Below are 25,494 nucleotides of genomic sequence, written 5' to 3' on the forward strand. Positions count from 1 at the left end.
TCTCGGTGGATTGAGTCGCGCACACGCTCTCGTAGGGTTGCTTCGGACGGTTGCCCGTCTTCGGCGGATAGGTTGGGATAAGTAGCGAGTGAGCCGAACGTCCGACGTATCGTCGAGTCCAAGGCCACTTGAGGTTATATGGTCAAGCCACACGGATCATTAGTACAGGTTAGCTCAATGCATTGCTGCACTTACACACCCTGCCTATCAACCACCTGGTCTTGATGGTTCCTTTAGGGGAGTCAAGCTCCCGGGAGATCTCATCTTGAGGCGCGCTTCCCGCTTAGATGCTTTCAGCGGTTATCGCTTCCGAACATAGCTACCCGGCAGTGCCACTGGCGTGACAACCGGAACACCAGAGGTTCGTCCACTCCGGTCCTCTCGTACTAGGAGCAGCCCCTCTCAAATCTCCAACGCCCACGACAGATAGGGACCGAACTGTCTCACGACGTTCTGAACCCAGCTCGCGTACCACTTTAAATGGCGAACAGCCATACCCTTGGGACCGACTACAGCCCCAGGATGTGATGAGCCGACATCGAGGTGCCAAACACCGCCGTCGATATGAACTCTTGGGCGGTATCAGCCTGTTATCCCCGGAGTACCTTTTATCCGTTGAGCGATGGCCCTTCCATACAGAACCACCGGATCACTAAGACCTACTTTCGTACCTGCTTGATCCGTCGATCTTGCAGTCAAGCACGCTTATGCCTTTGCACACAGTGCGCGATGTCCGACCGCGCTGAGCGTACCTTCGTGCTCCTCCGTTACACTTTGGGAGGAGACCGCCCCAGTCAAACTACCCACCATACACGGTCCCCGATCCGGATTACGGACCCAGGTTAGAACGTCAAGCACTTCAGGGTGGTATTTCAAGGTTGCCTCCGCCGAAGCTAGCGCCTCGGTTTCATAGGCTCCCACCTATCCTACACAGAAGAACTCAACGTTCAGTGTAAAGCTATAGTAAAGGTTCACGGGGTCTTTCCGTCTTGCCGCGGGAACGCTGCATCTTCACAGCGATTTCAATTTCACTGAGTCTCGGGTGGAGACAGCGCCGCTGTCGTTACGCCATTCGTGCAGGTCGGAACTTACCCGACAAGGAATTTCGCTACCTTAGGACCGTTATAGTTACGGCCGCCGTTTACCGGGGCTTCGATCAAGAGCTTCGCCTTGCGGCTGACCCCATCAATTAACCTTCCGGCACCGGGCAGGCGTCACACCCTATACGTCCACTTTCGTGTTTGCAGAGTGCTGTGTTTTTGATAAACAGTCGCAGCGGCCTGGTCACTGCGGCCCTTCTCAGCTATGAACCAAAAAGGGCGCACCTTCTCCCGAAGTTACGGTGCTATTTTGCCTAGTTCCTTCACCCGAGTTCTCTCAAGCGCCTGAGAATTCTCATCCTGCCCACCTGTGTCGGTTTACGGTACGGTCTGCGTAAGCTGAAGCTTAGGAGCTTTTCCTGGAAGCGTGATATCGGCAGCTCAGTCCTAATGGACTCGTCCTTAGTCTCAACGTTGCCCCCCCGGATTTGCCTAAGGGGACCGCCTCAACTCTCTCACCGGGACAACCAACGCCCGGCCTGCCTAACCTTCTCCGTCCCTCCATCGCACTTACGCGAGGTGCTGGAATATTAACCAGCTTCCCATCGACTACGCATTTCTGCCTCGCCTTAGGGGCCGACTCACCCTGCGTCGATTAACGTTGCGCAAGGAAACCTTGGGCTTTCGGCGTGCGGGCTTTTCACCCGCATTATCGTTACTCATGTCAGCATTCGCACTTCCGATACCTCCAGCGGACTTCTCAATCCACCTTCGCAGGCTTACGGAACGCTCCTCTACCGCGCACAACAAGTTGTGCACCCCAAGCTTCGGTTTCGTGCTTAGCCCCGTTAAATCTTCCGCGCAGACCGACTCGACCAGTGAGCTATTACGCTTTCTTTAAAGGGTGGCTGCTTCTAAGCCAACCTCCTGGCTGTCTGTGCCTTTCCACATCGTTTTCCACTTAGCACGAAATTTGGGACCTTAGCTGTGGGTCTGGGTTGTTTCCCTTTTCACGACGGACGTTAGCACCCGCCGTGTGTCTCCCATGCATTCTGTCCTGGTATTCGGAGTTTGCCATGGTTTGGTAAGTCGCAATGACCCCCTAGCCATAACAGTGCTCTACCCCCAGGAAGATTCACATGAGGCGCTACCTAAATAGCTTTCGAGGAGAACCAGCTATCTCCGGGTTCGATTAGCTTTTCACTCCTAATCACACCTCATCCCCTACCTTTGCAACGGGAGTGGGTTCGGGCCTCCAGTTGATGTTACTCAACCTTCACCCTGGGCATGACTAGATCACCCGGTTTCGGGTCTACTGCCCGCGACTATGCGCCCTTATCAGACTCGGTTTCCCTTCGCCTCCCCTATACGGTTAAGCTCGCCACGAACAGTAAGTCGCTGACCCATTATACAAAAGGTACGCCGTCACCCTTGCGGGCTCCGACTGCTTGTACGCACACGGTTTCAGGGTCTATTTCACTCCCCTCTCCGGGGTTCTTTTCGCCTTTCCCTCACGGTACTGGTTCACTATCGGTCGGTCAGGAGTATTTAGCCTTGGAGGATGGTCCCCCCATGTTCAGACAGGGTTTCTCGTGCCCCGCCTTACTCGATTTCATCGAATGAGCCCTTTCGCATACCGGGCTGTCACCGTCTATGGCCAACCTTTCCAGGTTGTTTTGCTAAAACTCATTCGACTTAAGGGCTAGTCCCCGTTCGCTCGTCACTACTTAGGGAATCTCGGTTGATTTCTTTTCCTCCGGGTACTTAGATATTTCAGTTCTCCGGGTTCGCTTCCAGCAGCTATGTATTCACTGCAGGATACCTATTGCTAGGTGGGTTTCCCCATTCGGACATTGCGGGATCAATGCTTGTTGCCAGCTCCCCCGCACTTTTCGCAGGCTGCCACGTCCTTCATCGCCTCTGACCGCCAAGGCATCCACCGTGTGCGCTTATTCGCTTGACCATATAACCCCAAGTCGCCTCGGAGTCATGGGTTCGGGGGTACAAAGCCCGAACTCGAATATAACGACTCAATTAATAAAGTGTCCGAAGACACTCGCCTTAGCCTCTACGACACGTCATGGACATTCGTCTCAAAACGCTCGCTACTTTCCCAGTTTTCAAAGAACGCGATCCGGCCTCAACGCCGAACCGCTTCAATTCTTGATGTGTGCGCAATCTAGTTTCGTTCGGGGTGGTGGGTCTGGGAGGACTCGAACCACCGGCCTCACCCTTATCAGGGGTGCGCTCTAACCACCTGAGCTACAGACCCAAAAGTCGTGCACGGCTGGTTTGGTGGAGCTTGTCGGGATCGAACCGACGACCCCCTGCTTGCAAAGCAGGTGCTCTCCCAGCTGAGCTAAAGCCCCATGTTCAAACAATCGAACGGGACGCTCCCGCGGATCTCCCCCTTGGGAGCTCCCGGAACTAGATGCAGGTCACTTGTGCGGACGTCCGGCCAGCAATTTGCTGTCTTTAGTCTCTAAAGGAGGTGATCCAGCCGCACCTTCCGATACGGCTACCTTGTTACGACTTCACCCCAGTCATCGGCCACACCGTGGCAAGCGCCCTCCCGAAGGTTAAGCTACCTGCTTCTGGTGCAACAAACTCCCATGGTGTGACGGGCGGTGTGTACAAGGCCCGGGAACGTATTCACCGCAGCAATGCTGATCTGCGATTACTAGCGATTCCGACTTCATGGAGTCGAGTTGCAGACTCCAATCCGGACTGAGATAGGGTTTCTGGGATTGGCTTGCCCTCGCGGGTTTGCAGCCCTCTGTCCCTACCATTGTAGTACGTGTGTAGCCCTGGCCGTAAGGGCCATGATGACTTGACGTCATCCCCACCTTCCTCCGGTTTGTCACCGGCGGTCTCCTTAGAGTTCCCACCATTACGTGCTGGCAACTAAGGACAAGGGTTGCGCTCGTTGCGGGACTTAACCCAACATCTCACGACACGAGCTGACGACAGCCATGCAGCACCTGTGTCACGGTTCCCGAAGGCACCAATCCATCTCTGGAAAGTTCCGTGCATGTCAAGGCCAGGTAAGGTTCTTCGCGTTGCATCGAATTAAACCACATACTCCACCGCTTGTGCGGGCCCCCGTCAATTCCTTTGAGTTTCAGTCTTGCGACCGTACTTCCCAGGCGGCGAACTTAACGCGTTAGCTTCGATACTGAGGGCCAAGTTGCCCCCAACATCCAGTTCGCATCGTTTAGGGCGTGGACTACCAGGGTATCTAATCCTGTTTGCTCCCCACGCTTTCGTGCCTCAGTGTCAGTGCTGGTCCAGGGTGTCGCCTTCGCCACAGATGTTCCTCCCGATATCTACGCATTTCACTGCTACACCGGGAATTCCACACCCCTCTACCGCACTCTAGTAAGCCAGTTTCCAATGCAGTTCCCAGGTTGAGCCCAGGGCTTTCACATCAGACTTAACAAACCACCTACGCACGCTTTACGCCCAGTAATTCCGAGTAACGCTTGCACCCTTCGTATTACCGCGGCTGCTGGCACGAAGTTAGCCGGTGCTTATTCTTCCGGTACCGTCATGACACCCGGTTATTAACCGAATGCTTTTCTTTCCGGACAAAAGTGCTTTACAACCCGAAGGCCTTCTTCACACACGCGGCATGGCTGGATCAGGCTTGCGCCCATTGTCCAATATTCCCCACTGCTGCCTCCCGTAGGAGTCTGGACCGTGTCTCAGTTCCAGTGTGGCTGATCATCCTCTCAGACCAGCTACGGATCGTCGCCTTGGTGGGCCTTTACCCCGCCAACTAGCTAATCCGGCATCGGCTCATCTATCTGCGTGAGGCCCGAAGGTCCCCCACTTTCTCCCGTAGGACGTATGCGGTATTAGCGTAAGTTTCCCTACGTTATCCCCCACAAATAGGCAGATTCCGATGCATTCCTCACCCGTCCGCCACTCGCCACCCACAGTATTGCTACTGCTGTGCTGCCGTTCGACTTGCATGTGTTAGGCCTGCCGCCAGCGTTCACTCTGAGCCAGGATCAAACTCTTCACTTAAAATTGCAGGATCCGAAGATCCAATATCTTGAGTGCAGAGCCCGTTCCAGGCATCAATTACTCGCTTGCATTTGCATGCTTTGAATCATTAATGCTTGTTACAGGACATCTGCTGTGGACAACCATCCACTAGCCAGACGCCCGCACAAGTCACCTGCGCACACTGTCAAAGATCTCGGGGCCGGCCTCAGCGCCTTTCCCTTTTCTCGCCCCGTCGCACCAAAGTGCCCGAGGGAGCCGACTACTATACAGTCAATTTCGATTCCGTCAACACCGTGTCGAAATCTTTTTGACCGCCCCCGCCGCCATTCAGCTCGTCCTTTCGGACCGCCCCGGGCGACCGGGCCGCGCATCTTACAGCACCTTCGAAGTTCGTCAACCGCCCTTCGAAACCACCGCTTCAACCGCGCCCCGCTTCAGTGAAGTTCACCTTGGCGGGGCGCGCATTGTGCACATGCATATCGGGATTTGGAAGGGGTTGCAGCGAATTCTTTTGCGCGCTTGGTGAATAACGCATCACGCCATGCGCCGTGATGCGTTTGGCAAGAAGAAACAGCTCAAGCGGACACGAGGCGGACGCGCGCGAACGTGCGCTTGCCGACCGCCAATACACCTTCAAAGCCAACGGCGAATACACGTTGCGCGTCTTCGATCACTTCGCCATCTATGCGCACCGCGCGCTCCTTGAGCTTGCGGTTCGCTTCGGAGTTGCTGGGCGTGAGGCCCGCCGCCGTCAGCAGTGCCGAAATGCGCAGCCCCTCGGCCGGCACCGCGACATCGGTGATCGGCAGCGACGCGGTATCTCCCTCGCCGCGAACGGCGGCATTCCAGCCGGCCACCGCCTGTTCCGCCGCGGATTCGCCGTGGAAGCGCGCCGCCAGTTCGCGCGCCAGGCGCATCTTCAGATCGCGCGGATTGAGCTGTCCGGCCTCGATATCGCGCTTGAACTGCGCCGCCTGTGCGATTCCGATCTCGAAGCTCAGCAGGTCGATCCAGCGCCACATCAGCACGTCGTCGATCTTCATCGTCTTGGTGACGATGTCGATCGCCGGTTCGTTGATGCCGATGTAGTTGCCCAGCGACTTGGACATCTTGTTGACGCCGTCCAGGCCCTCCAGCAGCGGCATGGTCAGCACGATCTGCGGCGGCTGGCCGTAATGCTCCTGCAGGCCGCGCCCCATCAACAGGTTGAACTTCTGGTCCGTACCGCCGAGTTCGACGTCCGCCTTCAGCGCGACCGAGTCGTAGCCCTGCACCAGCGGATACAGGAACTCGTGGATCGCGATCGACTGCTGCGCGGCGTAGCGCTTGGCGAAGTCGTCGCGCTCCAGCATGCGCGCCACGGTGTGCTGCGCGGCGAGCTTGATCATGTCGGCCGCGCCCATCTGGCCGAACCACTCGGAGTTGAAGCGCACTTCGGTGCGCTCTTTGTCCAGCACCTTGAAAACCTGCTCGGCGTAGGTCTCCGCGTTGGTGAGCACGTCCTCGCGCGTGAGCGGCTTGCGGGTGACGTTCTTGCCGGTCGGGTCGCCGATCATTCCGGTGAAGTCGCCGATCAGGAAGATCACCTGGTGCCCCAGGTCCTGGAACTGCCGCATCTTGTTGAGCAGGACCGTGTGGCCCAGATGCAGGTCGGGGGCGGTCGGGTCGAAGCCGGCCTTGATGCGCAGGGGCCGGCCGAGCTTCAACCGGGCCTCGAGCTCCTCACGCTTGAGGATCTCGTCTGCGCCACGGGAGATCAGGTCGAGGGCGTCTTGGTCGGGGGCGGGGGTCTGGGGGGACAAAGTGGGACTCGCTACGTGAATGGTGAACGCGAGTTGCGATCACGATCATGGAATTGGGTTAAAGGACGGTTAAACATACCGGGCCAAGGGCCCAAACAAAAACCCTATTCAGTTCAAGGGTTTGACGCACACTGCTCGCAGCTCTATGGTAACGCCGCCACATAGCCTTCACACCTGCGCGCGGGACTCCAACATGACTGCATCCGAGAACGGTACAGACCGGCGCCAACGCCTCAAGGCGCTTCGTGAAGCCGCTCTGCACCGTTCGGTGCCCGCCACGCAGGTTTCCGGCGGATTCAATGGTCGCTGGACGCGCCGCCATTGGGCGCATGCGAGCCTGTTTGCGACGCTCGGCGTACTCGTCGCGGCGATCGTGCCGGGTTTCGGCCCCACTTCCAACGTACAGCCGCTGCATGCGCAGCGCAGCTCACTGGCGCTTTCGCTGCCGCCGCTGCCGCTGGCGCGCTTGAAGGGCCATAACGGCGACAGCTGGCAGGTCGTACGCGTGGAGCGCGGCCAGACGCTGGGCGCCGTGTTCAACGATCTGGACCTGCCGGCCTCGACCATGCACCGCCTGCTCGAAGCGGTTCCGGGCGACAAAGCCGTCCTCACCCGCCTGAAGCCGGGCAGCGAACTCGCCTTCGATCTTCCCGTCAGCGGCGAACTGCGCACCTTCCGCTACGACCGCGACGACAGCCACCGCGTCGAGCTTTCGCTCACCGGCGACAAGGTCACCGAGAAGGTCGTCGTCCGGCCCACCGAAAGCCGCACCGTCGTGATCAGCGGCAAGGTCGGCAAGTCGTTGTTCCGTTCGGCGCGCAAGCTGGGCCTGACGGGCAGCAACATCAACACGCTGACCGACGAGATCTTCAAGTACGACATCGACTTCAACGAAGACGTCGGCGCCGACGACCGCTTTAGCGTGGTGGTCGAGCAGACCTGGCGCGAGGGCGAGCTGCTGCGCACCGGCCCGGTGCTGGCGGCGACCTTCACCACCGGCGGCAAGCTGCACACCGGTTTCCGCTTCGAGCGCGACGGCAAGTCCGAATACTTCACCGGCGACGGCCGTCCGCTGAAGAAGAGCTTCATCCGCATGCCGATTCCGTATGCGCGCCTGACCTCGAACTTCGGCACGCGCAAGCACCCGGTCCTGGGCCGCACGCGCATGCACAAGGGCGTGGACTACGCCGCACGCACCGGCACGCCGATCATGGCCGCCGGCGACGCGCGCGTCGTCTCGGCCGGCTGGCAGGGCGGCTACGGCAATGCCGTCGTCCTCGACCACGGCCGCGGCTACAGCACGCTGTACGGCCACATGTCGCGCATCGGCAAGATCCGTCCGGGCCAGCGCATCGCGCAGGGCACGGTGATCGGCTACGTCGGCAGCACCGGCATGTCGACCGGCCCGCACCTGCATTACGAATTCCGCGTCAACGGCGTGCACCGCAACCCGCTGTCGATCACGATGCCGCCGCCGGAGCCGCTGTCGGGTGCCGCGCTGGCGCAGTTCCGCGCGCAGACCTCGGTCGCGCTGGCACGGATCCAGAAGGTCGAGAACATCATCTACGCCGACGCCGGTGACGCCGCCACGCCGGTGGCCGTCGCCAAGGCGAAGAAGCCGGCCAAGACCAAGGCCTGACATGCCCGCACTCGCGGCCGGGCCGACCGGCGGCCCGCTCGACGGGCTCTTCGTCGGCCTGATCTCCGGCACCAGCGCCGACGGCATCGATGCCGCGCTGGTGCGCTTCCAGTCTTCCAACTCCGCAAGCGCACCTGCCGGCTGCGAACTCCTGCTCGGGCGCACCTTCGCCTGGGAGACGTCGCTGCGCGAACGCCTCGTCGCACTGGGCCAGGGCTCGGACGCGCAATCGCTGGACGAGCTGGGCACGCTGGACGTGCAGATCGCCGAAGCCTTCGCCGCCGCCGCAACCCGCCTGCTCGAAGTCGCTGGCGTGCCGGCCACGGACGTCCGCGCGATCGGTTCGCACGGCCAGACGGTGCGGCATCGTCCGGACGGCGCGCGCTTCGACGGCCGCCATCCCTTCACCTGGCAGATGGGCGACGGCGGGCTGATCGCCGAGCGCACCGGCATCGCCACCGTCTCCGACTTCCGCCGTCGCGATGTCGCCGCCGGTGGCCATGGCGCGCCGCTTTTGCCGGCGCTGCACGCCGATCTGCTGCACAGCGCGGCCGAGGATCGCGCCGCACTGAATCTGGGCGGGATCGCCAATTTCACGCTGTTGCCGGCGCAGGGCACGGTGCGCGGGTTCGACACGGGCCCGGCGAACTGCCTACTGGACGCCTGGTGCCTGCGCCACACCGGCGCGGCTTACGACGCGGGCGGAGCGTTCGCGGCGCAGGGGCAGGTCGATGCCGAGCTACTGGTGCGCCTGCTCGACGAACCCTGGTTCATGCTGCCGCCGCCCAAGAGCACCGGCCGCGAGCACTTCCATCTGGCCTGGGTCGAACGCCGCCTGGAGGGCGACGAGACGCCGGCCGGCGTGCAGGCGACGTTGCTGGAGTTGAGTGCCATCACGATCGCCGACGCCCTGCGCGCGCACCAGCCCGGTACGCGACGCGTGCTGGCCTGCGGCGGCGGCGTGCACAATCCGCGCCTGCTCGAGCGTATCGGCGCGCAGCTGCCGGGCGTCATCGTCGAATCGACCGCCCGTCACGGCGTGGATCCGGATTTCGTCGAGGCCATGGGTTTCGCCTGGCTGGCGCGTCAAACCCTGTCGGGGCGCCCGGGCAACCTGCCCAGCGTCACCGGTGCGATCGGCCCGCGCGTGCTCGGCGCGATCCACCCGGCGGCGTGATCCTCAGGATTTCTGCGCGTACGCCATCAGGTCGCGGTCGACGTCGGTCAGGCCGGCCTGTTCCAGCGGCGCGACGTTGACGTCGTGCGGACGCTCCATGCGCCCGATCTTCGAGAAACCGGGATCGCTGGGAACCCCTTCCAGCGCGGCGATCGCCGCCTGCAGCGCCATCGCGTCGGTGTCGGTGAAGCGCGCGGCCAGTTCGGCCTCGCAGGCGAACAGCCCGTGTTCGAGCAGGTGCATCAGCGCTTCCTGCAGCGGCCAGCTGCGCGTGGCCGCCACGCGCTTGATGCGGTCCAGCAGCAGCGGGTCGATGTCGTGCAGGATGATGTCGGTCATAACGTGTTTCCCCTCCCCGGCACGGGGTTACCGGGTCATTGCACCGCGGGCGCGTTGAGGCCGGCGCCGGGACGGCGTGCGGTCAGGATCAGGCACAACAGCAGGGCGGGAATGCCGATCAGGGCCGTACCTGCGAAGAATAGCGAATAGGCCTCCAGCAAACTGCGGCCCACTTCCAGTTGTTCGATGGTCCAGCCCGACAGGCCCTTCAGCACCTTGCCCGGCAGGGCGTAGAACGAACTGAGCAGCGCGTACTGGGTGGCCGTGTGGCCGAGATTGACCAGGCTGGACATGTAGGCGATCAGCGCCACGCCGGCGAAGCCGCTGCAGAAGTTGTCGATGGCCATCACCGCCGTGAAGACCCCGGCGTCGGCCCCGTGCAGGGCCAGGTATGAGAACGCCAGGTTCGAGCCCGGCCCCAGCACGGCGCCGGCCATGAGGGTGGCGAAGGCACCGAAGCGCACCGCGCACAGGCCTGCGGCGGCGATTCCCAGGATCGTCGCCCCCAGCCCGAACGTACCGCGCACCGCGCCCACCGTCGCCTTGTCGATGCCCAGGTCCGCGTAGAACGGATTGGCCATCGGGCCCAGCACGAAATCCGGCAGGCGGTAGAGGCTGATCGCCAGCAGCATCACCAGCGCCCAGCGGCCATGGTCGCGGAAGAACACGATGAACGGCGCGACGATCGCGTCGTACATGCCCTGCGCCGACAGCAACGGCGCATGCGGCAGCGTGACGGCGCGCACCGCCGCCGCCGGCTCGCGCGCCATGAACGTGGCGACCACGCCCACGCCCATCAGCAGCGCCATCAACTCGTAGGACATCGACCAGCCGATGTGCGCAGCGAAGATCAGGATCAGCGAATCGGTGACCAGCAGGGCGCCGCGGTAACCCAGCGCGGAACTCGACGTGAGCAGGCCCAGCTGTTCGTTGCCGGAAGCGATCTCGATGCGCCAGGCGTCGATGACGATGTCCTGCGTCGCCGAGGCGAAGGCCACCACCAGCGCGAGTGCGCCGAACACGAGCAGCTGGTCAAGCGCGACACCGGCGAGCATCAGCTCGCCGTGCAGCGGCTGCACCAGCGCCATGCCGACCAGCGCGATGGCCACCACGATCTGCGACAACAGCATCCAGCCGCGCCGGCGACCGAGCAGCCGTCCCAGCACGGGCGCGTCGGCCTTGTCGATCAACGGCGCCCACAGGAACTTCAGCGAATACGCCAGGCCCACCCACGACAGGAAACCGATCGTCGACAGCTCGATCGCGTTCTCGCGCATCCAGAAGCCGAGCGTGTTGCCCACCAGGTAGATCGGGATGCCGGAGCTGAAGCCCAGCAACAGCATCACCAGCACCTTGCGCTCACTCAGATTGGCGGCGACCAGACGCCAGCCCTTCAGCTTCGGCTCGGCGGCCGGCGCGGTTTCAGAGGTCATAGTCGACGCTGAAAGGTGCGTGGTCGGAGAAGCGCGGTTCGCGCAGGATCGAGCAGGCCTTCAGCTTCGACGCCAGTCCCGGCGTGACCAGCTGGTAGTCGATGCGCCAACCGACGTTGTTGGCGCGCGCGGCGCCGCGGTTGCTCCACCACGTGTAATCCTGCCCTTCCGCATGCAGCGCGCGGTACGCGTCGACCCAGCCGGTGGAGTCGATGCACAGGCCGTTGAGCCAGTCGCGCTCCGGCGGAAGGCAGCCGGAGTTCTTCTGGTTGCTCGTCCAGTTCTTGATGTCCAGGCGCGAGCGCACGATGTTCCAGTCGCCGCACAGCACGTAGTCGCGACCGCTGGCGAGCCACTCGTCCAGGTGCGGCTTGAGCCAGTCCATCACTTCGAACTTGAAGCCCTGGCGCAACTCGCCCGAAGAACCGGACGGGATGTAGAACGACACCACGCTCAGGTTTCCGAAGCGGGCCTCGATGTAGCGGCCCTCGTCGTCGAACGGCGCCCAGCCCATGCTCGTGCGCACCTCATCGGGTTCGCGCCGGCTGTAGATGGCCACGCCGCTGTAGCCCTTCTTGGTGATGGCGTCCTTGAACCAGGCGCGATAACCCTCGGGCAGGAATTGCGGGCCGGCCAGCTGGTGCTCCTGCGCCTTGGTTTCCTGAACGCACAGGACATCCGCGTCCTGCGTGCGGAACCAGTCGAAGAATCCCTTGTTGGCCGCCGAGCGCAGGCCATTGGCATTGAAGCTGACGATGCGCATGCGCACTCCACGACGATATGCGCACGATCATAGCCTCTCGCACGGCCGGGCACGGGCGCAGGGCTATCATGCACGCCATGTCCGTCGTCACCGCCCGCGTCCGAGTGGAACCCATCGTGGACCCCGACAGTGCCGCCGCGCGCGCCGTGCGGGCATTGCGCGTGACGCCGGACCAGTACCGCTACATCGGCGACACCGCCTTCAACCTCGGCGACACCCTGCGCGACCCGATGAGCGAGGCGATGGGTGTGTTCGCGGACGACACGGTGGTGGGCTTCTACCGACTGGATTTCGCCCCCAACGCGGTCGTCGGCCGCACGCTCGGCGTGCCGAGCGTGGGCCTGCGCGCCTTCGTCATCGACCAGCACCAGCAGGGCCGCGGATACGGCACCGGCGCGATGACCGCCTGCTGCGAGGATCTGCGCACGCGTTACCCCGACCGCAGGCTGCTGGTGCTCACGGTGAACTGCGCGAACGCCCCGGCGATCGCGTCGTACCTCAAGGCCGGATTCACCGACACCGGCGAACTCTTCCACGGCGGCAGCGCCGGCCCGCAGCATGTGATGCTGCATTCACTCCCCCCGCATCCAACGACATGAACGACCCACGCACCGACCATCGCGCCCGTTTCCTCGACCTGGCGCTGCGCGCCGACGCCCTGCGCTTCGGCGAGTTCACCCTGAAGTCCGGGCGCCAGAGCCCGTACTTCTTCAACGCCGGGCGCTTCGATTCCGGCGCGGCGCTGGCCGGTCTGGCCGCCTGCTACGCCGACGCGGTGGACGCGCACGGCGTCGCCTTCGACCTGCTGTTCGGGCCGGCCTACAAGGGCATTCCGCTGGCGACCGCGCTGGCCTGCGAGTACGCGAATCGCGGCCGCGACCTGCCGGTGGCCTTCAACCGCAAGGAAGCCAAGACGCATGGCGAAGGCGGCAACCTGATCGGCGCACCGCTGCAGGGTCGGCGCGTGCTGATCGTGGACGACGTGATCACCGCCGGCACCGCGATCCGCGAAGCGCTCGGCCTGATCGCCGACGCCGGCGGCGAAGTCGCGGGCATCGTCATCGCGCTGGACCGACAGGAGGCCGTCGACCCGGCCAAAACACGACGCTCTGCGGCACAAACGGTCGCGGCCGACCATGGCCTGCCCGTCATCGCCGTGGCCACGCTGACCGATCTGCTTGCGTTCGCTAGCGATCACGCCGAACTGGCGGCCCAGCGCGCACGCCTGCTCGCCTATTGCGACGCCTACGGCAGCGAAGAAGTGTGACGCAGTTCCGCATGGCGTGCGTCTTGCATGCTGTCTGGATGATTCCCGACAAGTCTTTCGGACTTTACTGACTTCATGAACCGCACTCTGCCGCTGCTCGCTTGCACCTTGATGCTTGCCACGACCGGCATCGCCTTCGCCCAGAAGAGCGGTGCGGGCAAGAAGCTGTATTGCTGGAACGAGAACGGCGCCAAGGTGTGCGGCGATGCGCTGCCGGCGCATGCGGTGGACAGCGCGCGCACCGAGTTCAACGCGAAGAGCGGCATGGCGACGGGCCAGGTCGCGCGCGCGCTGACCGACGAGGAACGCGAAGCGGCGAGCGCCCAAGCCAAGCTCAATCAGGAGGCCGCGGCGATCGCCGAAGCCAAGGACCGCCGCGACCGGGCGATGGCCGAGTCCTACGCCACCGAAGCCGACCTGCGCCGCGCGTTCGGCGAACGCCAGGCGGTGATGGACGAGTCGATCAAGGCCTCGCGCCTGGGCGTGGAGGGTCGTCGCTCGACCCTGGTCAGCCTGCTGCGCCGCGCCGGCGAGAACGAACTTTCCGGAAAGCCGGTGCCCAAGCCGACGCAGGACAACGTGCGCATCCAGCACGACCAGTTGCTGCGCCAGCAGGCGCTGCTGGTGCAGCAACTCGCCGAGCGCGAGGTGATCGACGAGGAACTCGCCGCGGCGCTGGAGCGCTATCACGCGCTGAAGAAGCCCGGCAACGGCTGAGTTCCACCCCTGAATGCAAAAGGCCGGCGGTTCGCACCGCCGGCCTTTTTGTTTTCCCCCCCGCCGCCGTCAGAACGGCAGCGACAGGTCCGGCCGCAGCGCCAGCAACTGGGTGCGGAAGTCCGCCTTGATGCGCGCCAGCGCCTCGGGCGAGTCGGCATCGAAACGCATGACCAGCACCGGCGTGGTGTTGGACGCACGCACCAGGCCCCAGCCGTCCGGCCAGTCCACGCGCAGGCCGTCGATGGTCGACAGGCGTGCGCCCTCGAACTTGGCCTCGTCGCGGAACCAGTCCACGAAGCTGTGCGGGTCGCCTTCGGGCGCGTCGACCTTGATCTCCGGCGTCGACACGCCGTTGGGCAGGGCGGCCAGCGTTTCGGTCGGCGTGCGCGGCTGCGCGGCGAGGATTTCCAGCAGGCGCGCGGCGGCGTAGATGCCGTCGTCGAAGCCGTACCAGCGCTCCTTGAAGAAGAAGTGGCCGCTCATCTCGCCGGCCAGTTCCGCGTCGGTCTCGCGCATCTTGGCCTTGATCAGCGAGTGGCCCGTCTTCCACATCAGCGGGCTGCCGCCGTGGCGCAGGATGTGCCCCGGCAGGCGGCCGGTGCACTTCACGTCGAACAGGATCACCGCGCCCGGGTTGCGTTCGAGCACGTCGGCGGCGAAGAGCATCAGCAGGCGATCCGGGAAGATGTTCTCGCCCTCGCGCGTGACCACGCCCAGGCGGTCGCCGTCGCCGTCGAAGGCGATGCCGATGTCGGCCTCCAGGCGCTGCACCATGCGGATCAGGTCGGTGAGGTTGTGCGGCTCGCTCGGGTCCGGATGGTGGTTCGGGAAGGTGCCGTCGATGTCGCAATACAGCGGCGTGACGTCGGCACCGATGGCGGCCAGCACGCGCGGGCCGATCTCGCCGGCCACGCCGTTGCCGGCGTCGACCACCACGCGCAGCGGGCGGTCGATCTGCACGTCGGAGGCGATGCGCTGGACGTAGTCCTCGGAGATGTCGCGCTCGACCAGCGAGCCCAGGTCGCCCAGGTGCAGGCGGTCGTCGGCGATGCGCGAATACAGGTCGGTGATGGCGTCGCCGGACAGCGTCTCGCCGCCGACGACCACCTTGAAGCCGTTGTAGTCCGGCGGGTTGTGGCTGCCGGTGACCGACACGCACGAGCCCGCACGCAGGTGGTACGCGCCGAAATAGACCACCGGCGTCGGCGCCAGGCCGATGTCGATGACGTTGCGGCCGGCCTTGCGCAGGCCGGTGATCAAACCTTCCACCAGCGCAGGACCGGACAGGCGGCCGTCGCGGCCCACGACGATGTCGGTCATGCCCTTCTCGTGCATCAGCGAGCCGATGGAGTGACCGATCAGCTCCGCCACGCCGGCGTCGAGCGACTGGCCGACCACGCCGCGGATGTCGTAGGCGCGGAAGATGCCGCGGTCGATGGCGATGGACGCCGACGGCATCGCCGGCTTGGGTGCGGCCACGGGGGCCGCGACCGGGACCGGCGGGAGCGCTTCGAGGCTCTCCGCCAGCGTCTGCACCGAACCCTCGTCGACCTCGTCGGTCTTCTTCCGGCGAGCCGCGAAATGCGGGGCGCGCCAGGTCAGGAACGCCAGCAGTGCCAGCACGCCCGCGGCAATGAAGCAGCCCAGCGCGTCCATGCCCAGCGGGCCACCGGCCACGTCCGGCACGGCCGCGGCGACGCGCAGGTCGCTGCCGGGCACCTTGGCGGCCAGTGCCTCGGCACCGCCGGACAGGGACGTATCGCCGCGCTCGATCGCGGTGAAGCCGCCCTGGCGCAAGGCCAGGTAGCTGTCGTCGGCGACGTCGGCCTGGTCCAGGCCGGCGCTGACCCGCGTGATCGGCAGGCGCACATAGGCCACGCCGACGGTCTGCGTCGCGGTGCGCGCCGGCGCGGCCAGCGCCAGCTGCGTGCCGCTGCCCTGGCGCAGCAATCCGGCCACCGGACGGTCCGCGGCGACGGCGGCTTCGATCACCCCCAGCCGGCCGTAACCGCCCTTGGGCAGCGCGGCGTACTCGGCGGTCAGGTCCAGCGGAAGCACGGCGGCATCCGTCGCGCCCGGCCAGCCCTTGCCGAGCTCCTGCGAGGCCGCGGCCAGATCGCCCGCGGCCAGTGCGGCTTGCAGGGTCGGCGCCGCCAGGCGCTCGGTGAGCTGCTTCTGTTCGGCCGTCAATGCCTTCACGGCGGCGTCGATCGCGGTGTTGCGGGCTTCGGTGATCGCCAGCCGGCGCGTGCCGTCGCGGTGCAGGCCCAAGCCGGTCCATGCGAACCACGCCGCCAGCACCGCGAGCAACGCGGCGACCAGCGGCAGCATCACCTTCAGCTGTGCGGCCGAGGCCGACAGTTGTCCCTTTTCCAGACCCTTCATCGACATCCCCTTTGTCAGCGCACGCCGGTGTGGCCGAAGCCGCCGGTTCCGCGCGCGCTGGTTTCGAATTCGTCCACCACCTCAAGCGTCGCCCGAACGATCGGCAGGATCACGAGCTGGGCGATGCGGTCCCCCGGCTGCATCGTAAAAGCCTCGCGACCGCGGTTCCATACGCTGATGAGCAGCGGCCCCTGGTAATCGGCGTCGATCAGCCCCGTGCCGTTGCCCAATACGATGCCGTGCTTATGCCCCAGGCCCGAGCGCGGCAGGATCACCGCGCACATCGTCGGATCGCCCAGATGGATCGCCAGCCCCGAGGGCACCAGCGAGGCATCGCCCGGCTGCAACGTCAGCGGTTCCTCCAGCGCCGCGCGCAGGTCCAGGCCGGCGCTGGCGGGCGTGGCATAGGTCGGCAGCGGCCATTCACTGCCGAAGCGGGCGTCGAGGATCTTCAGTTCGAGCGTGTGGTTCATGCGGTCCATCGGGTTGAGGCGCGCCAGTGTCCCCGGCGACGCGTGCGTGTTGGGTGACGCAAGGGTCGTGCCAAGTCGGCGCGATCAGGCCGTCAGGCGCGCGGCGATGAGGTCGAGCAGCTCCCCGGCCAGCACGGTCTTGGGGGCCGGCCCCAGCACGTGCGCCGCGCCGTCGGCGGCGTAGACCGACAGTGTGTTGTCGTCGCTTTCGAAGCCGCTGCCGGCAACGCCGACGCGGTTGGCGGCGATGAGGTCCAGGCGCTTGTTCTCCAGCTTTCCGCGCGCGTAGGCCTCGACGTGGTCGGTCTCGGCGGCAAAGCCCACCACCAGCCGCGGCCGCTGCGCATGGCCGGCGATGTCGGCGAGGATGTCGCGCGTGCGCACCAGCGTCAGGGTCAGCGTGTCCTGGCCGGCGGTCTTCTTGATCTTGTTCGAGGCCGCCTGCGCGGGCGCGAAATCCGCCACCGCCGCCGCGCCGATGTAGACGTCGGCCGGCAACTGCGACAGCACGGCCTCGTGCATCTGCGCGGCCGATCGCACGTCGATGCGACTGACGCCTTCGGGCGTGGGCAGCGACACCGGGCCGGCCACCAGCACGACCTGCGCGCCGCGCTGCGCGGCCGCCTGCGCAAGGGCGAACCCCATCTTGCCGCTGCTGCGGTTGCCGATGAAACGCACCGGGTCGATGTCCTCGAACGTCGGCCCGGCGCTGACCAGGATGCGAAGACCCCGCAGGGCGGCGGCGGTGCTCATGCGAACGCCTTCGCGACCGCGGCGAGGATCTCCGCTGGCTCGCTCATGCGACCCGGGCCCGATTCGCCTTCCGCAAGCGGCCCGTCGTTGGGGCCGACCACGTCCACGCCGCGCTCGCGCAAGGTGGCGATGTTGGCCTGCGTGGCCGGATGCAGCCACATGCGGTGGTTCATCGCCGGGGCGACGGTGATCGGCGCGGTGGTCGCCAGGCACAGCGTGCTGACCAGGTCGTCCGCGAATCCGTGCGCAAGCTTGGCGAGCGTGTTCGCCGTCGCCGGTGCGACGACGATGCGGTCGGCCCAGCGCGCCAGTTCGATGTGGCCCATCGCGGCCTCGGCGGCAGCGTCCCAAAGCGAGGTGCGCACCGGCTTGCCCGACAGCGCCTGGAACGTGGTCGTGCCGACGAAGTGCTGTGCGTTCTGCGTCATCGCCACCGTCACCTCGGCGCCGGCATCGCGCAACCGTCGCACCAGCTCGGCCGATTTGTACGCGGCGATGCCGCCGCAAACGCACAGCAGGATCTTGTGTCCGCGCAGGGAGCCGGGCTCGACCATCTGGGAAATACCTACCGCTGAATCGGCATTTAGCTTACCCGAACGCACTGCCGCGCCCGCCTGCGCGAGCTGCGACAAGCTGCTGGAATTTGCGCACGGCGGACGGCCGTCGCCGGCTTCCGGCGTCCTCCCGGCGCAGGTGCAGATGCGAGTGCACGACGGCGCCGGCCGCCCGCTTCCCTTCCCTTTCCATCAGGCCGCCCCGTACATGCACATCCGAAACTGGCCCGTCGACGAGCGTCCCCGCGAACGCCTGCTGGCCCACGGCGCCGGCGCGCTTTCCGATGCGCAGCTGCTGGCCATCTTCCTCGGATCGGGACTGCGAGGCCGCGACGCAGTGAGCACGGCGCGGGGCCTGCTGAAATCCCACGGGCCGCTGCGCACCCTGCTCGAACGCCCACCGGACCAGTTGATGGCCCTGCCCGGCCTGGGCCCGGCCCGGGTCTGCCAGCTGGCGGCCGCGCTGGAGCTCGGACAACGCCTGGTTGGCGCCGCACTGGAACGCGGAGCGCTGCTGACCGACCCGCTCGTCGCCGGGCAGTACTTCGCGCGCCGCCTGCGGGGACGGCCGCGGGAGGTGTTCGCCGTGCTGTTCCTGGACACGCGGCACCGCGCGATCGCCTTCGAGGAGCTGTTCCAGGGCACCATCGACGGCGCCCAGGTGCACCCGCGTGAAGTGGCCCGCCGCGCCCTGGCGCTCAACGCCGCGGCGGCCATCTGCGGCCACAACCACCCCAGCGGCAACCCCGAACCCAGCGCCGCCGACCGCAGCATCACCGCACGGCTGAAGGAAGCGCTGTCGCTGGTGGATGTGCGCCTGCTCGACCACATCGTCGTGGGCGACGGCACGCCGGTCTCGCTGGCGGCGCGGGGCTGGCTGTGAACGGCCGGCCGGGCACGCCCGCTCGCGTACAATGCGCGGTCCCGCAATACCCCGCAGACTCCCGTGAAATCCACTCTCCGCGCCCTGGTGGCGCAGGCCATCGACGCCCTCCGCGCCGCCGGCACCCTGCCGGCCGATCTGGCCACGCCCGAGTTCGTGATCGAGCGTCCCAAGAACGCGGGCCAAGGCGATTTCTCCACCAACGCCGCCATGTTGCTGGCCAAGCCGGCCAAGTCGAACCCGCGCGCGATCGCGCAGGCGCTGGTCGATGCGCTGCCCGTCACGCAGGACCTGGCGAAGGTCGAGATCGCCGGCCCGGGCTTTATCAACTTCTACGTCGACGAAGCCGCCTGGCGTCGCCAGATCGGGCAGGTGCTCGAGCGCGGTGCCGCGTACGGCCGCAACGACATCGGCAAGGGCCACCGCGCCGGCGTGGAATACGTGTCGGCCAACCCGACCGGCCCGCTGCATGTCGGCCACGGCCGCGCGGCGGTGATCGGCGATTGCATCGCGCGTGTGCTCGACGCCAACGGCTGGGACGTGGCGCGCGAGTTCTACTACAACGACGCCGGCGCGCAGATCAACAACCTCGCCATCTCGGTGCAGGCGCGTGCGCAGGGCAAGGGGCCGGAGCATCCGGACTGGCCGGAAGACGGCTACCGCGGCGACTACATCAAGGACGTCGCAGCCGCCTACCTGCGTGGCGAGAGCGTCGAAGTCGAAGGCCACACCGTCGTCGCTGCAAAGGACGCGAACGACCTCGACGCCATCCGCCAGTTCGCCGTCGCCTACCTGCGCCGCGAGCAGAACCTGGACCTGGAAGCCTACGGCGTCGGCTTCGACGTCTACTTCCTGGAATCCTCGCTCTACACCGAGGGCAAGGTGGAGGAAACCGTGGCCGAGCTGATCGCCCACGGGCACACCTACGAGGAAGGCGGCGCGCTGTGGCTGCGCACCACCGACTTCGGCGACGACAAGGACCGCGTGATGCGCAAGTCCGACGGCACGTACACCTACTTCGTGCCCGACGTCGCCTATCACCGCAGCAAGTGGCTGCGCGGCTACGAGCGCGCGATCACCGAACTGGGCGCCGACCACCACGGTTCGCTGGCTCGCGTGAAGGCCGGCCTGCAGGCGCTGGACTGCGGCATTCCGAAGGGCTGGCCGGAGTACATGCTGCATCAGATGGTCACGGTCATGCGCGGCGGCGAGGAAGTGAAGCTGTCCAAGCGCGCCGGCAGCTACGTCACGCTGCGCGACCTCGTCGACGAGGTCGGCCGCGATGCCACGCGCTGGTTCCTGATCGCGCGCAAGCCCGACTCGCAGCTCATCTTCGACATCGATTTCGCGCGCAGCCAGTCGCTCGACAACCCCGTGTACTACGTGCAGGTCTCGCACGCGCGCATGCACGGCCTGATGCGCCAGCTGAAGGAGCGTGGCCTGTCCTACGACGCCGCCAACGGACTGGCGCAACCGCTCGACCTGGACGACGTCGCCGCGCGCGAGCTGATCGCCACGCTGCTGCGCTACCCGGACGTGGTGGAAACCGCCGGCCGCGATCTGGAACCGCACCAGATCGCCGCCTACCTGCTCGAACTGGCGCAGACGTTCCAGACGTACTACAACGACCACCAGTTCCTGGTCGACGACGCCGACGTCCGCGACGCGCGTCTGGTGCTCGCGATGGCGACGCGACAGGTACTGGCGAACGGTCTCGAACTGCTGGGCGTGAGCGCCCCCGAGGTGATGTAAGTGGCAGCACGTCGCGGCAAATCGCAAGCGAAGCGTAATTCCGGCGGCGACAGCGGCCTGCCGGGCTGGGCCTGGATGATCCTCGGCGTGCTGCTGGCCGTCGTGGTGATCCTGGTCGCACCCAAGTACCTCAAGTCCAACGGCGACGGCTTCTTCCGCCCGCAGCCCAACCCCGACGCGCAGCCGGCCCAGGCCAGCGGCGCCGATCAGGAAGCCATCGCCGACGAGGCCACGCCTGCGCCGGCGAAGGGCAGCAAGCGCTCGAACACCGAGCCGGCGAAGAAGGACACCGACTACGACTTCTACACCCTGCTGCCGGGCAAGGAAGTGCCGATGTCCGACGCCGAACTCGCCGCCAGCGAGAAGGCCGAAGCCCGCCGCGAGGCCGAGCGCAACAAGCGCGCGCGCCCGACGGACGACGACGCTGCGGCCGAGCCCGCGAAGCCGGCGCAGCCCGCGCAGACGACGACGGCGCTGCCGCGTCCGGTGGAGACCGACACCGTCCCGGCGCGCACGCCGACGACGACCGCCGGCACCGCACCGGCGACGAGCCCCGCTCCGACGCCGGCACCTTCGACGCCCGCATCCACTTCGACGGCGCCCGCGGCGACCGGCGACGACGGCACGCGCTACCTGCTGCAGGCCGGCGCCTTCCAGGCCTCGGGCCAGGCGGAGGAGATGAAGGCGCGCATCGCGATGCTCGGCCTGAGCGCGCGCGTCGAATCGGCCAACATCAATGGCAACACGGTCTACCGCGTGCGCATGGGGCCGTACGGCACCGCCAGCGATCTGGCCGACGCCAAGCGCAAGCTCGCCGGCGGCGGGCTGCAGGCGATGGCGATCAAGGTCAAGTGATCGCCCTGACGTGATCCGCGCGGTCGCGCCGCAAGCCGCGACCGCGATCACCGCACCCGCCCCGCCGCGCGGCTAGACTGCGCCCATCCCGCACGGGATCACTGGGGAAGGGATGGACAAGCGCATTCTTTCGGGCTGCATCGCGTCGCTGCTGACGCTGATGCTGTTCGCTCTCATCAGTTTCATGTTCGGCGCGCGCCTGCACCATGTGCAGGCCACTCCCTGGGGCGAGCTGCCGCTGCTCGATGTGGCCGGCGTCTTCGCCGCCGCGTTCGTGGGCGGCGCGATCGGCGGCGCGCGCTTCTGGTGGTTCGCGCTCGGGCTCGTCGCCCTGCTGTGGGCGCTGGTGCTGTTCGTGATGGTGACGGTGCAGCCGGAGATGACGCTGGCCAAGGTCTGGCGCTTCAACCAGCTGGCGATCGTGCTGAATCTCGTGCTGGCCTGGCTGGGCGCCTTCCTCGGCGCGCAGGTCGGTGCGCGGTTCGGAGCCCGTCGGGCGGCGGGATGATCCCGCCGGCGGTCGCCTCGCGCGACCGCGACGCTGTCTTCGCGGCCCGCCTTTCGCCGCGCGCCGCGCGAACCCTCAACCGTCGCGCTTGAGCGTGATCAGCGCCGAGGTGTCGGACTCGCCCTGGCCGCGCTCGATCAGTTCGGCGTAATCGGCCAGCGCCTGCTCCACGGTGCTCATGCGCAGGCCGCTGTCGCGCGCGATCGCCGAGACGATGCGCAGGTCCTTGAGCATGTGCGCGCACTTGAAGCCCGGCGTGAACTCGTCGCGCAGCATCGTCGCGCCGCGCTTTTCGAGGAACCAGTTGCTCGCCGCGCCGGCCATCAGCGTGGGAAGCAGCTTGTCCGGATCCAGGCCGAGCTTCTCGCCCAGCGCCAGGCCTTCGCTCACCGCCTCGTTGATGCCGGCGACCAGCACCTGGTTCACCGCCTTCGTCGCCTGGCCCGCGCCGGTGGCGCCCATGTGCGTGATGCGCGCGGCGTAGCAGTCGATGACCTCGTGCACGCGCTCGAGCACTTCGGCGTCGCCGCCCACCATCACCGACAGCTTGCCGTTGCGCGCGCCCTCCACGCCGCCGGACACCGGCGCGTCGAGGAAGGCGATGTCGTGCTGCGCCAGCAGCGCCGCGCAGCGACGCGCGGTGTCGACGGCGACCGTGGAATGGTCGATCACCACCGCGCCGGGCTTGAGGACCTCGGCGAGCGCGTTGACGTTCTCCAGCACGTCGGCGTCCAGCGAGACGCACAGCACGACCACATCGCAGTCGGCGAAGTTCGCCGCCGAACGCGCCGCCCGCACGCTCAGCTCCGCGGCCAGCGCATCGGCCTTGGACTGAGTGCGGTTGCCCACCGCAGTGAGCAGGCCCTTGGCGTGCAGGTAGCGAGCCATCGGTGCGCCCATCGCGCCCAGGCCAATGAACCCTGATTTCATTTTCGATACTTCCGTTTTGCGAGGGAGGAAACGATCCGCGTCAGGCGGCGTTCCATTCAAAAACCGTGACATCCGAGGCGCCACTGAGATGAAGCGGATCGGTCCGTGCAAGCTCCGTGGCTTCGTCCAGGTCCGCCGCCTTCAGCAGGTACGCGCCGCCACTCTTGTCGGAGAACGGCCCGGCGAGCTCCAGCCGGCCCTGGCGCCGCAAGGCGTCCAGGTACGCGTGGTGCGGGCCGATGACGGCCGGGTCGAACCCGGGCGTCCTGCGGGCCAGCACAAGGTAGCGCTTCAGCGTCGCGCTCATGCCAGCGGCGCGTCGTCGAGGTAGGTGTAGCCGGTCAGGCCGTTTTCCAGCGCGGCGTCCAGGCGCGCGGCCTCGTCCGCCGGCAGCGCGGCGGCGGCGACCTTCTCGCGGTAGGCGGCGCGCAGGTCGTCCAGGCGGTAGCCGACGTAGTCGAGCATCACGTCCGTGGTGTCGCCACGGCGCTGCTGGGTGAGCTGGTAGTCATCGCCTTCGATGCGCACTTCCACAGCGTCGGTGTCGCCGAACAGGTTGTGGATGTCGCCGAGGATTTCCTGGTACGCACCCACCAGGAAGAAGCCCAGTCGGTAGCTCTCTCCGCTGCGCGGCGCGTGCAACGGCAGCGAGGTGTCCAGGCCCTCGTTCTCGACGTAGGTCTTCACCGTGCCGTCGGAATCGCAGGTCATGTCGGCCAAAACGCCGCGGCGGGTGGGTTCCTCGTCCAGGCGCTCGATCGGCACGATCGGAAACACCTGGTCGATCGCCCACACGTCCGGAATCGATTCGAACACGCTGAAATTGACGAAGTACTTGTCGACGAGACGATCGTTGAGTTCGTCCAGCAGCTCGCGGTGGCTCTTCTCGTCGTAGCTCAGGCGTTTGCGCACGTCGTGCGCGATCGCATAGAACAGGTCGTCGATGCGCGCGCGGTGCACCAGGTCGAGCTGGCCGAGCGCGTACAGCGCCAAGCCCTCGCTGTGGTGGTGCTGCGCTTCGTGGAACAGCTCCACCGGCGGGCGCTGTTCGAGTTCGTTGTAGACCTCGCGCAAGTGACGGATCACCGACGGCTCGTCGTCGTGCACGTCGGGAATGCGGCCTTCCGGCGCTTCCTCGACTTCCGACACGTTCGCCACCAGCACGGCGTGGTGCGCGGTCATCGCGCGGCCGCATTCGGTGACGATGCGCGGCGGCACCAGGCCGTTCTCGGCGCAGGCTTCCGACAGCGGCTGCACGATGCTGTTGGCGTACTGCTGCACGCCGTAGTTGATCGAGCAGTAGCCACGCGAGCGCGTGCCTTCGTAGTCGATGCCCAATCCGCCGCCGACATCCATGTAACGGATGTTCGCGCCCAGGCGCGAGAGCTCGACGAAATAGCGCGTCGCCTCGCGCATGCCGTTGGCGATGTCGCGCACGTTGGAGATCTGCGAGCCCATGTGGAAATGCAGCAGCTGCAGCGTGTCGGACATGCCGGTGTCGCGCAGCTTCTTCCACAGGTCCAGCACCTGGCGCGGCGAGAGGCCGAACTTGGCCTTGTCGCCGCCGCTGTTCTGCCACTTGCCGGCGCCCAGCGAGGCCAGGCGCATGCGCACACCCAGGCCCGGCGTCACGCCCAGCGCGGCGGCTTCTTCCATCACCAGCGCCAGCTCGGAGGGCTTTTCGATGACGATGTAGGTCTGCAGGCCGAGCTTGCGGCCGATCAGCGCCAGGCGGATGTACTCGCGGTCCTTGTAGCCGTTGCAGACGATCAGGCCGCCCGGGCGCGACAGCGCGAGCACGGCCATCAGCTCCGGCTTGCTGCCGGCCTCCAGGCCGAAGCCCTCGCCGCGGTGCGAGGCCAGCGTTCCGGCGACGCCGCGGTGCTGGTTCACCTTGATCGGGTACACGGCGGTGTAGCCGCCGGCGTAGTCCCATTCGGCCTGCGCCTGCGCGAAAGCGGCCTGCAACTTGCCCAGGCGGTCGCCGAGGATGTCCGGGAAGCGCACCAGCAGCGGCAGCTTGGCGCCGTTGGCCCGGGCGGCGTCGACCACCGCCGGCAGCGAAATCGCCGGGCCTTTCGCGCCGCGCGGGCGCACCAGGACCTGCCCGCTCGCGCCGACGTCGAAATAACCTTCCGACCAGTGCGGAATCGAGTAGGTCTTGCGGGCCTGATCGAGCGACCAGTCGGACATCGGCGGGGTACCGGGGG

At 66.0% G+C, this 25,494-nt stretch carries 18 protein-coding genes, 2 tRNA genes, 2 rRNA genes and 1 pseudogene; 9 read left to right on the forward strand and 14 right to left on the reverse strand.

From position 1 onward, the window contains the following. Positions 1–138: 138 nt before the first annotated feature. From AAFF32_RS01920 to tyrS, 5 genes are all read right to left on the reverse strand, one after another. Positions 139–3,003, reverse strand: a 23S ribosomal RNA gene (locus tag AAFF32_RS01920). A gap of 232 nt (positions 3,004–3,235) precedes the next feature. Further along, positions 3,236–3,312, reverse strand: a tRNA-Ile gene (locus AAFF32_RS01925). A 21-nt stretch (positions 3,313–3,333) separates the two neighbouring features. Then, positions 3,334–3,409: transfer RNA gene (locus tag AAFF32_RS01930), tRNA-Ala, on the reverse strand. 115 nt (positions 3,410–3,524) lie between these two features. Continuing rightward, positions 3,525–5,069, reverse strand: a 16S ribosomal RNA gene (locus tag AAFF32_RS01935). Together the 16S and 23S rRNA genes with 2 tRNA genes alongside form the textbook arrangement of a ribosomal RNA operon. A gap of 557 nt (positions 5,070–5,626) precedes the next feature. Continuing rightward, positions 5,627–6,853, reverse strand: coding sequence for a tyrosine--tRNA ligase (gene tyrS / locus AAFF32_RS01940; protein ID WP_342316303.1), 1,227 nt, complete (start codon positions 6,851–6,853; stop codon positions 5,627–5,629). Positions 6,854–7,046: 193 nt separating this feature from the next. Here tyrS and AAFF32_RS01945 point away from each other — a divergent pair, with 193 nt between their 5' ends. Continuing rightward, positions 7,047–8,492, forward strand: coding sequence for a peptidoglycan DD-metalloendopeptidase family protein (locus AAFF32_RS01945; protein ID WP_216965309.1), 1,446 nt, complete (start codon positions 7,047–7,049; stop codon positions 8,490–8,492). Position 8,493: 1 nt separating this feature from the next. Continuing rightward, positions 8,494–9,669 carry an anhydro-N-acetylmuramic acid kinase gene (locus AAFF32_RS01950; RefSeq protein ID WP_342316304.1) on the forward strand — a complete coding sequence of 392 codons (1,176 nt, stop codon included), beginning with the start codon at positions 8,494–8,496 and terminating at the stop codon, positions 9,667–9,669. 3 nt (positions 9,670–9,672) lie between these two features. Here the strand turns inward: AAFF32_RS01950 and AAFF32_RS01955 are convergent, their stop codons facing one another. Genes AAFF32_RS01955 through AAFF32_RS01965 form a run of 3 tightly spaced genes read right to left on the reverse strand, consistent with a single transcriptional unit; the run spans position 9,673 to position 12,204 of the window. Then, positions 9,673–10,008: a hypothetical protein gene (locus AAFF32_RS01955; protein WP_216965305.1), complete on the reverse strand. Its 336-nt coding sequence runs from the start codon at positions 10,006–10,008 to the stop codon at positions 9,673–9,675. A 35-nt stretch (positions 10,009–10,043) separates the two neighbouring features. After that, a complete protein-coding gene (locus AAFF32_RS01960; protein WP_216965303.1) occupies positions 10,044–11,441 on the reverse strand; it encodes an MFS transporter in 1,398 nt (465 codons plus the stop codon). After that, positions 11,431–12,204 (reverse strand): exodeoxyribonuclease III, encoded by a 774-nt coding sequence (locus tag AAFF32_RS01965; RefSeq protein WP_216965301.1) that lies wholly within the window; start codon positions 12,202–12,204, stop codon positions 11,431–11,433. Before AAFF32_RS01965 ends, AAFF32_RS01960 begins: the two co-directional genes overlap by 11 nt. Before the next feature lie 77 nt (positions 12,205–12,281). Between AAFF32_RS01965 and AAFF32_RS01970 the strand changes: the two genes are divergently transcribed. The 3 genes from AAFF32_RS01970 (at position 12,282) to AAFF32_RS01980 (ending at position 14,188) form a co-directional block, all read left to right on the forward strand. Beyond that, on the forward strand, positions 12,282–12,803 hold the full coding sequence (locus AAFF32_RS01970) for a GNAT family N-acetyltransferase (protein WP_216965299.1): 522 nt from the start codon (positions 12,282–12,284) through the stop codon (positions 12,801–12,803). Then, positions 12,800–13,471, forward strand: a complete 672-nt coding sequence (gene pyrE / locus AAFF32_RS01975; protein WP_342316305.1) for an orotate phosphoribosyltransferase — start codon at positions 12,800–12,802, stop codon at positions 13,469–13,471. The genes AAFF32_RS01970 and pyrE overlap by 4 nt, the downstream gene beginning before the upstream one ends. A gap of 75 nt (positions 13,472–13,546) precedes the next feature. Further along, complete coding sequence (locus AAFF32_RS01980) at positions 13,547–14,188, forward strand: hypothetical protein (protein ID WP_216965295.1); 642 nt, start codon at positions 13,547–13,549, stop codon at positions 14,186–14,188. 69 nt (positions 14,189–14,257) lie between these two features. Here AAFF32_RS01980 and AAFF32_RS01985 read toward each other — a convergent pair whose 3' ends face one another. The 3 genes and pseudogenes from AAFF32_RS01985 to coaBC form a co-directional block, all read right to left on the reverse strand. Beyond that, entirely contained in the window at positions 14,258–16,576 is a 2,319-nt protein-coding gene (locus AAFF32_RS01985) for a phosphomannomutase/phosphoglucomutase (protein WP_254200797.1), read from the reverse strand. A 14-nt stretch (positions 16,577–16,590) separates the two neighbouring features. Continuing rightward, positions 16,591–17,049: a dUTP diphosphatase gene (dut, locus tag AAFF32_RS01990; RefSeq protein WP_216965293.1), complete on the reverse strand. Its 459-nt coding sequence runs from the start codon at positions 17,047–17,049 to the stop codon at positions 16,591–16,593. A gap of 84 nt (positions 17,050–17,133) precedes the next feature. Beyond that, positions 17,134–18,356: pseudogene (coaBC, locus tag AAFF32_RS01995) on the reverse strand (bifunctional phosphopantothenoylcysteine decarboxylase/phosphopantothenate--cysteine ligase CoaBC). A 208-nt stretch (positions 18,357–18,564) separates the two neighbouring features. On the opposite strand from coaBC, the gene radC reads away from it, so the two are divergent. The 4 genes from radC (at position 18,565) to AAFF32_RS02015 (ending at position 22,354) form a co-directional block, all read left to right on the forward strand. Further along, positions 18,565–19,239 carry a DNA repair protein RadC gene (gene radC, locus AAFF32_RS02000; RefSeq protein WP_216965291.1) on the forward strand — a complete coding sequence of 225 codons (675 nt, stop codon included), beginning with the start codon at positions 18,565–18,567 and terminating at the stop codon, positions 19,237–19,239. A gap of 63 nt (positions 19,240–19,302) precedes the next feature. Next, a complete protein-coding gene (argS, locus tag AAFF32_RS02005) occupies positions 19,303–20,991 on the forward strand; it encodes an arginine--tRNA ligase (protein WP_216965289.1) in 1,689 nt (562 codons plus the stop codon). Continuing rightward, on the forward strand, positions 20,992–21,846 hold the full coding sequence (locus AAFF32_RS02010) for an SPOR domain-containing protein (protein WP_216965287.1): 855 nt from the start codon (positions 20,992–20,994) through the stop codon (positions 21,844–21,846). A 112-nt stretch (positions 21,847–21,958) separates the two neighbouring features. Next, positions 21,959–22,354: a hypothetical protein gene (locus AAFF32_RS02015; protein WP_342316306.1), complete on the forward strand. Its 396-nt coding sequence runs from the start codon at positions 21,959–21,961 to the stop codon at positions 22,352–22,354. A 75-nt stretch (positions 22,355–22,429) separates the two neighbouring features. Here the strand turns inward: AAFF32_RS02015 and AAFF32_RS02020 are convergent, their stop codons facing one another. Genes AAFF32_RS02020 through speA form a run of 3 tightly spaced genes read right to left on the reverse strand, consistent with a single transcriptional unit; the run spans position 22,430 to position 25,477 of the window. Beyond that, complete coding sequence (locus AAFF32_RS02020; RefSeq protein ID WP_256448150.1) at positions 22,430–23,344, reverse strand: NAD(P)-dependent oxidoreductase; 915 nt, start codon at positions 23,342–23,344, stop codon at positions 22,430–22,432. Further along, positions 23,325–23,579 carry a YciI family protein gene (locus tag AAFF32_RS02025; protein WP_216965415.1) on the reverse strand — a complete coding sequence of 85 codons (255 nt, stop codon included), beginning with the start codon at positions 23,577–23,579 and terminating at the stop codon, positions 23,325–23,327. Before AAFF32_RS02025 ends, AAFF32_RS02020 begins: the two co-directional genes overlap by 20 nt. An 8-nt stretch (positions 23,580–23,587) precedes the next feature. Next, complete coding sequence (speA, locus tag AAFF32_RS02030) at positions 23,588–25,477, reverse strand: arginine decarboxylase (protein WP_216965282.1); 1,890 nt, start codon at positions 25,475–25,477, stop codon at positions 23,588–23,590. Positions 25,478–25,494: the final 17 nt, after the last annotated feature.

It is taken from the genome of Lysobacter sp. FW306-1B-D06B, assembly GCF_038446665.1.
Lineage (GTDB): Bacteria > Pseudomonadota > Gammaproteobacteria > Xanthomonadales > Xanthomonadaceae > Lysobacter_J.

Bases quoted from the DNA above. Each gene is read 5' to 3' on its own strand.
- AAFF32_RS01970 (WP_216965299.1), top strand. From the start codon at position 12,282: ATGTCCGTCGTCACCGCCCGCGTCCGAGTGGAACCCATCGTGGACCCC.
- dut (WP_216965293.1), bottom strand. From the start codon at position 17,049: ATGAACCACACGCTCGAACTGAAGATCCTCGACGCCCGCTTCGGCAGT.
- radC (WP_216965291.1), top strand. From the start codon at position 18,565: ATGCACATCCGAAACTGGCCCGTCGACGAGCGTCCCCGCGAACGCCTG.
- pyrE (WP_342316305.1), top strand. From the start codon at position 12,800: ATGAACGACCCACGCACCGACCATCGCGCCCGTTTCCTCGACCTGGCG.
- AAFF32_RS02015 (WP_342316306.1), top strand. From the start codon at position 21,959: ATGGACAAGCGCATTCTTTCGGGCTGCATCGCGTCGCTGCTGACGCTG.
- AAFF32_RS01965 (WP_216965301.1), bottom strand. From the start codon at position 12,204: ATGCGCATCGTCAGCTTCAATGCCAATGGCCTGCGCTCGGCGGCCAAC.
- speA (WP_216965282.1), bottom strand. From the start codon at position 25,477: ATGTCCGACTGGTCGCTCGATCAGGCCCGCAAGACCTACTCGATTCCG.
- AAFF32_RS01980 (WP_216965295.1), top strand. From the start codon at position 13,547: ATGAACCGCACTCTGCCGCTGCTCGCTTGCACCTTGATGCTTGCCACG.
- AAFF32_RS01950 (WP_342316304.1), top strand. From the start codon at position 8,494: ATGCCCGCACTCGCGGCCGGGCCGACCGGCGGCCCGCTCGACGGGCTC.
- AAFF32_RS01960 (WP_216965303.1), bottom strand. From the start codon at position 11,441: ATGACCTCTGAAACCGCGCCGGCCGCCGAGCCGAAGCTGAAGGGCTGG.
- AAFF32_RS01985 (WP_254200797.1), bottom strand. From the start codon at position 16,576: ATGAAGGGTCTGGAAAAGGGACAACTGTCGGCCTCGGCCGCACAGCTG.
- AAFF32_RS01945 (WP_216965309.1), top strand. From the start codon at position 7,047: ATGACTGCATCCGAGAACGGTACAGACCGGCGCCAACGCCTCAAGGCG.
- AAFF32_RS01955 (WP_216965305.1), bottom strand. From the start codon at position 10,008: ATGACCGACATCATCCTGCACGACATCGACCCGCTGCTGCTGGACCGC.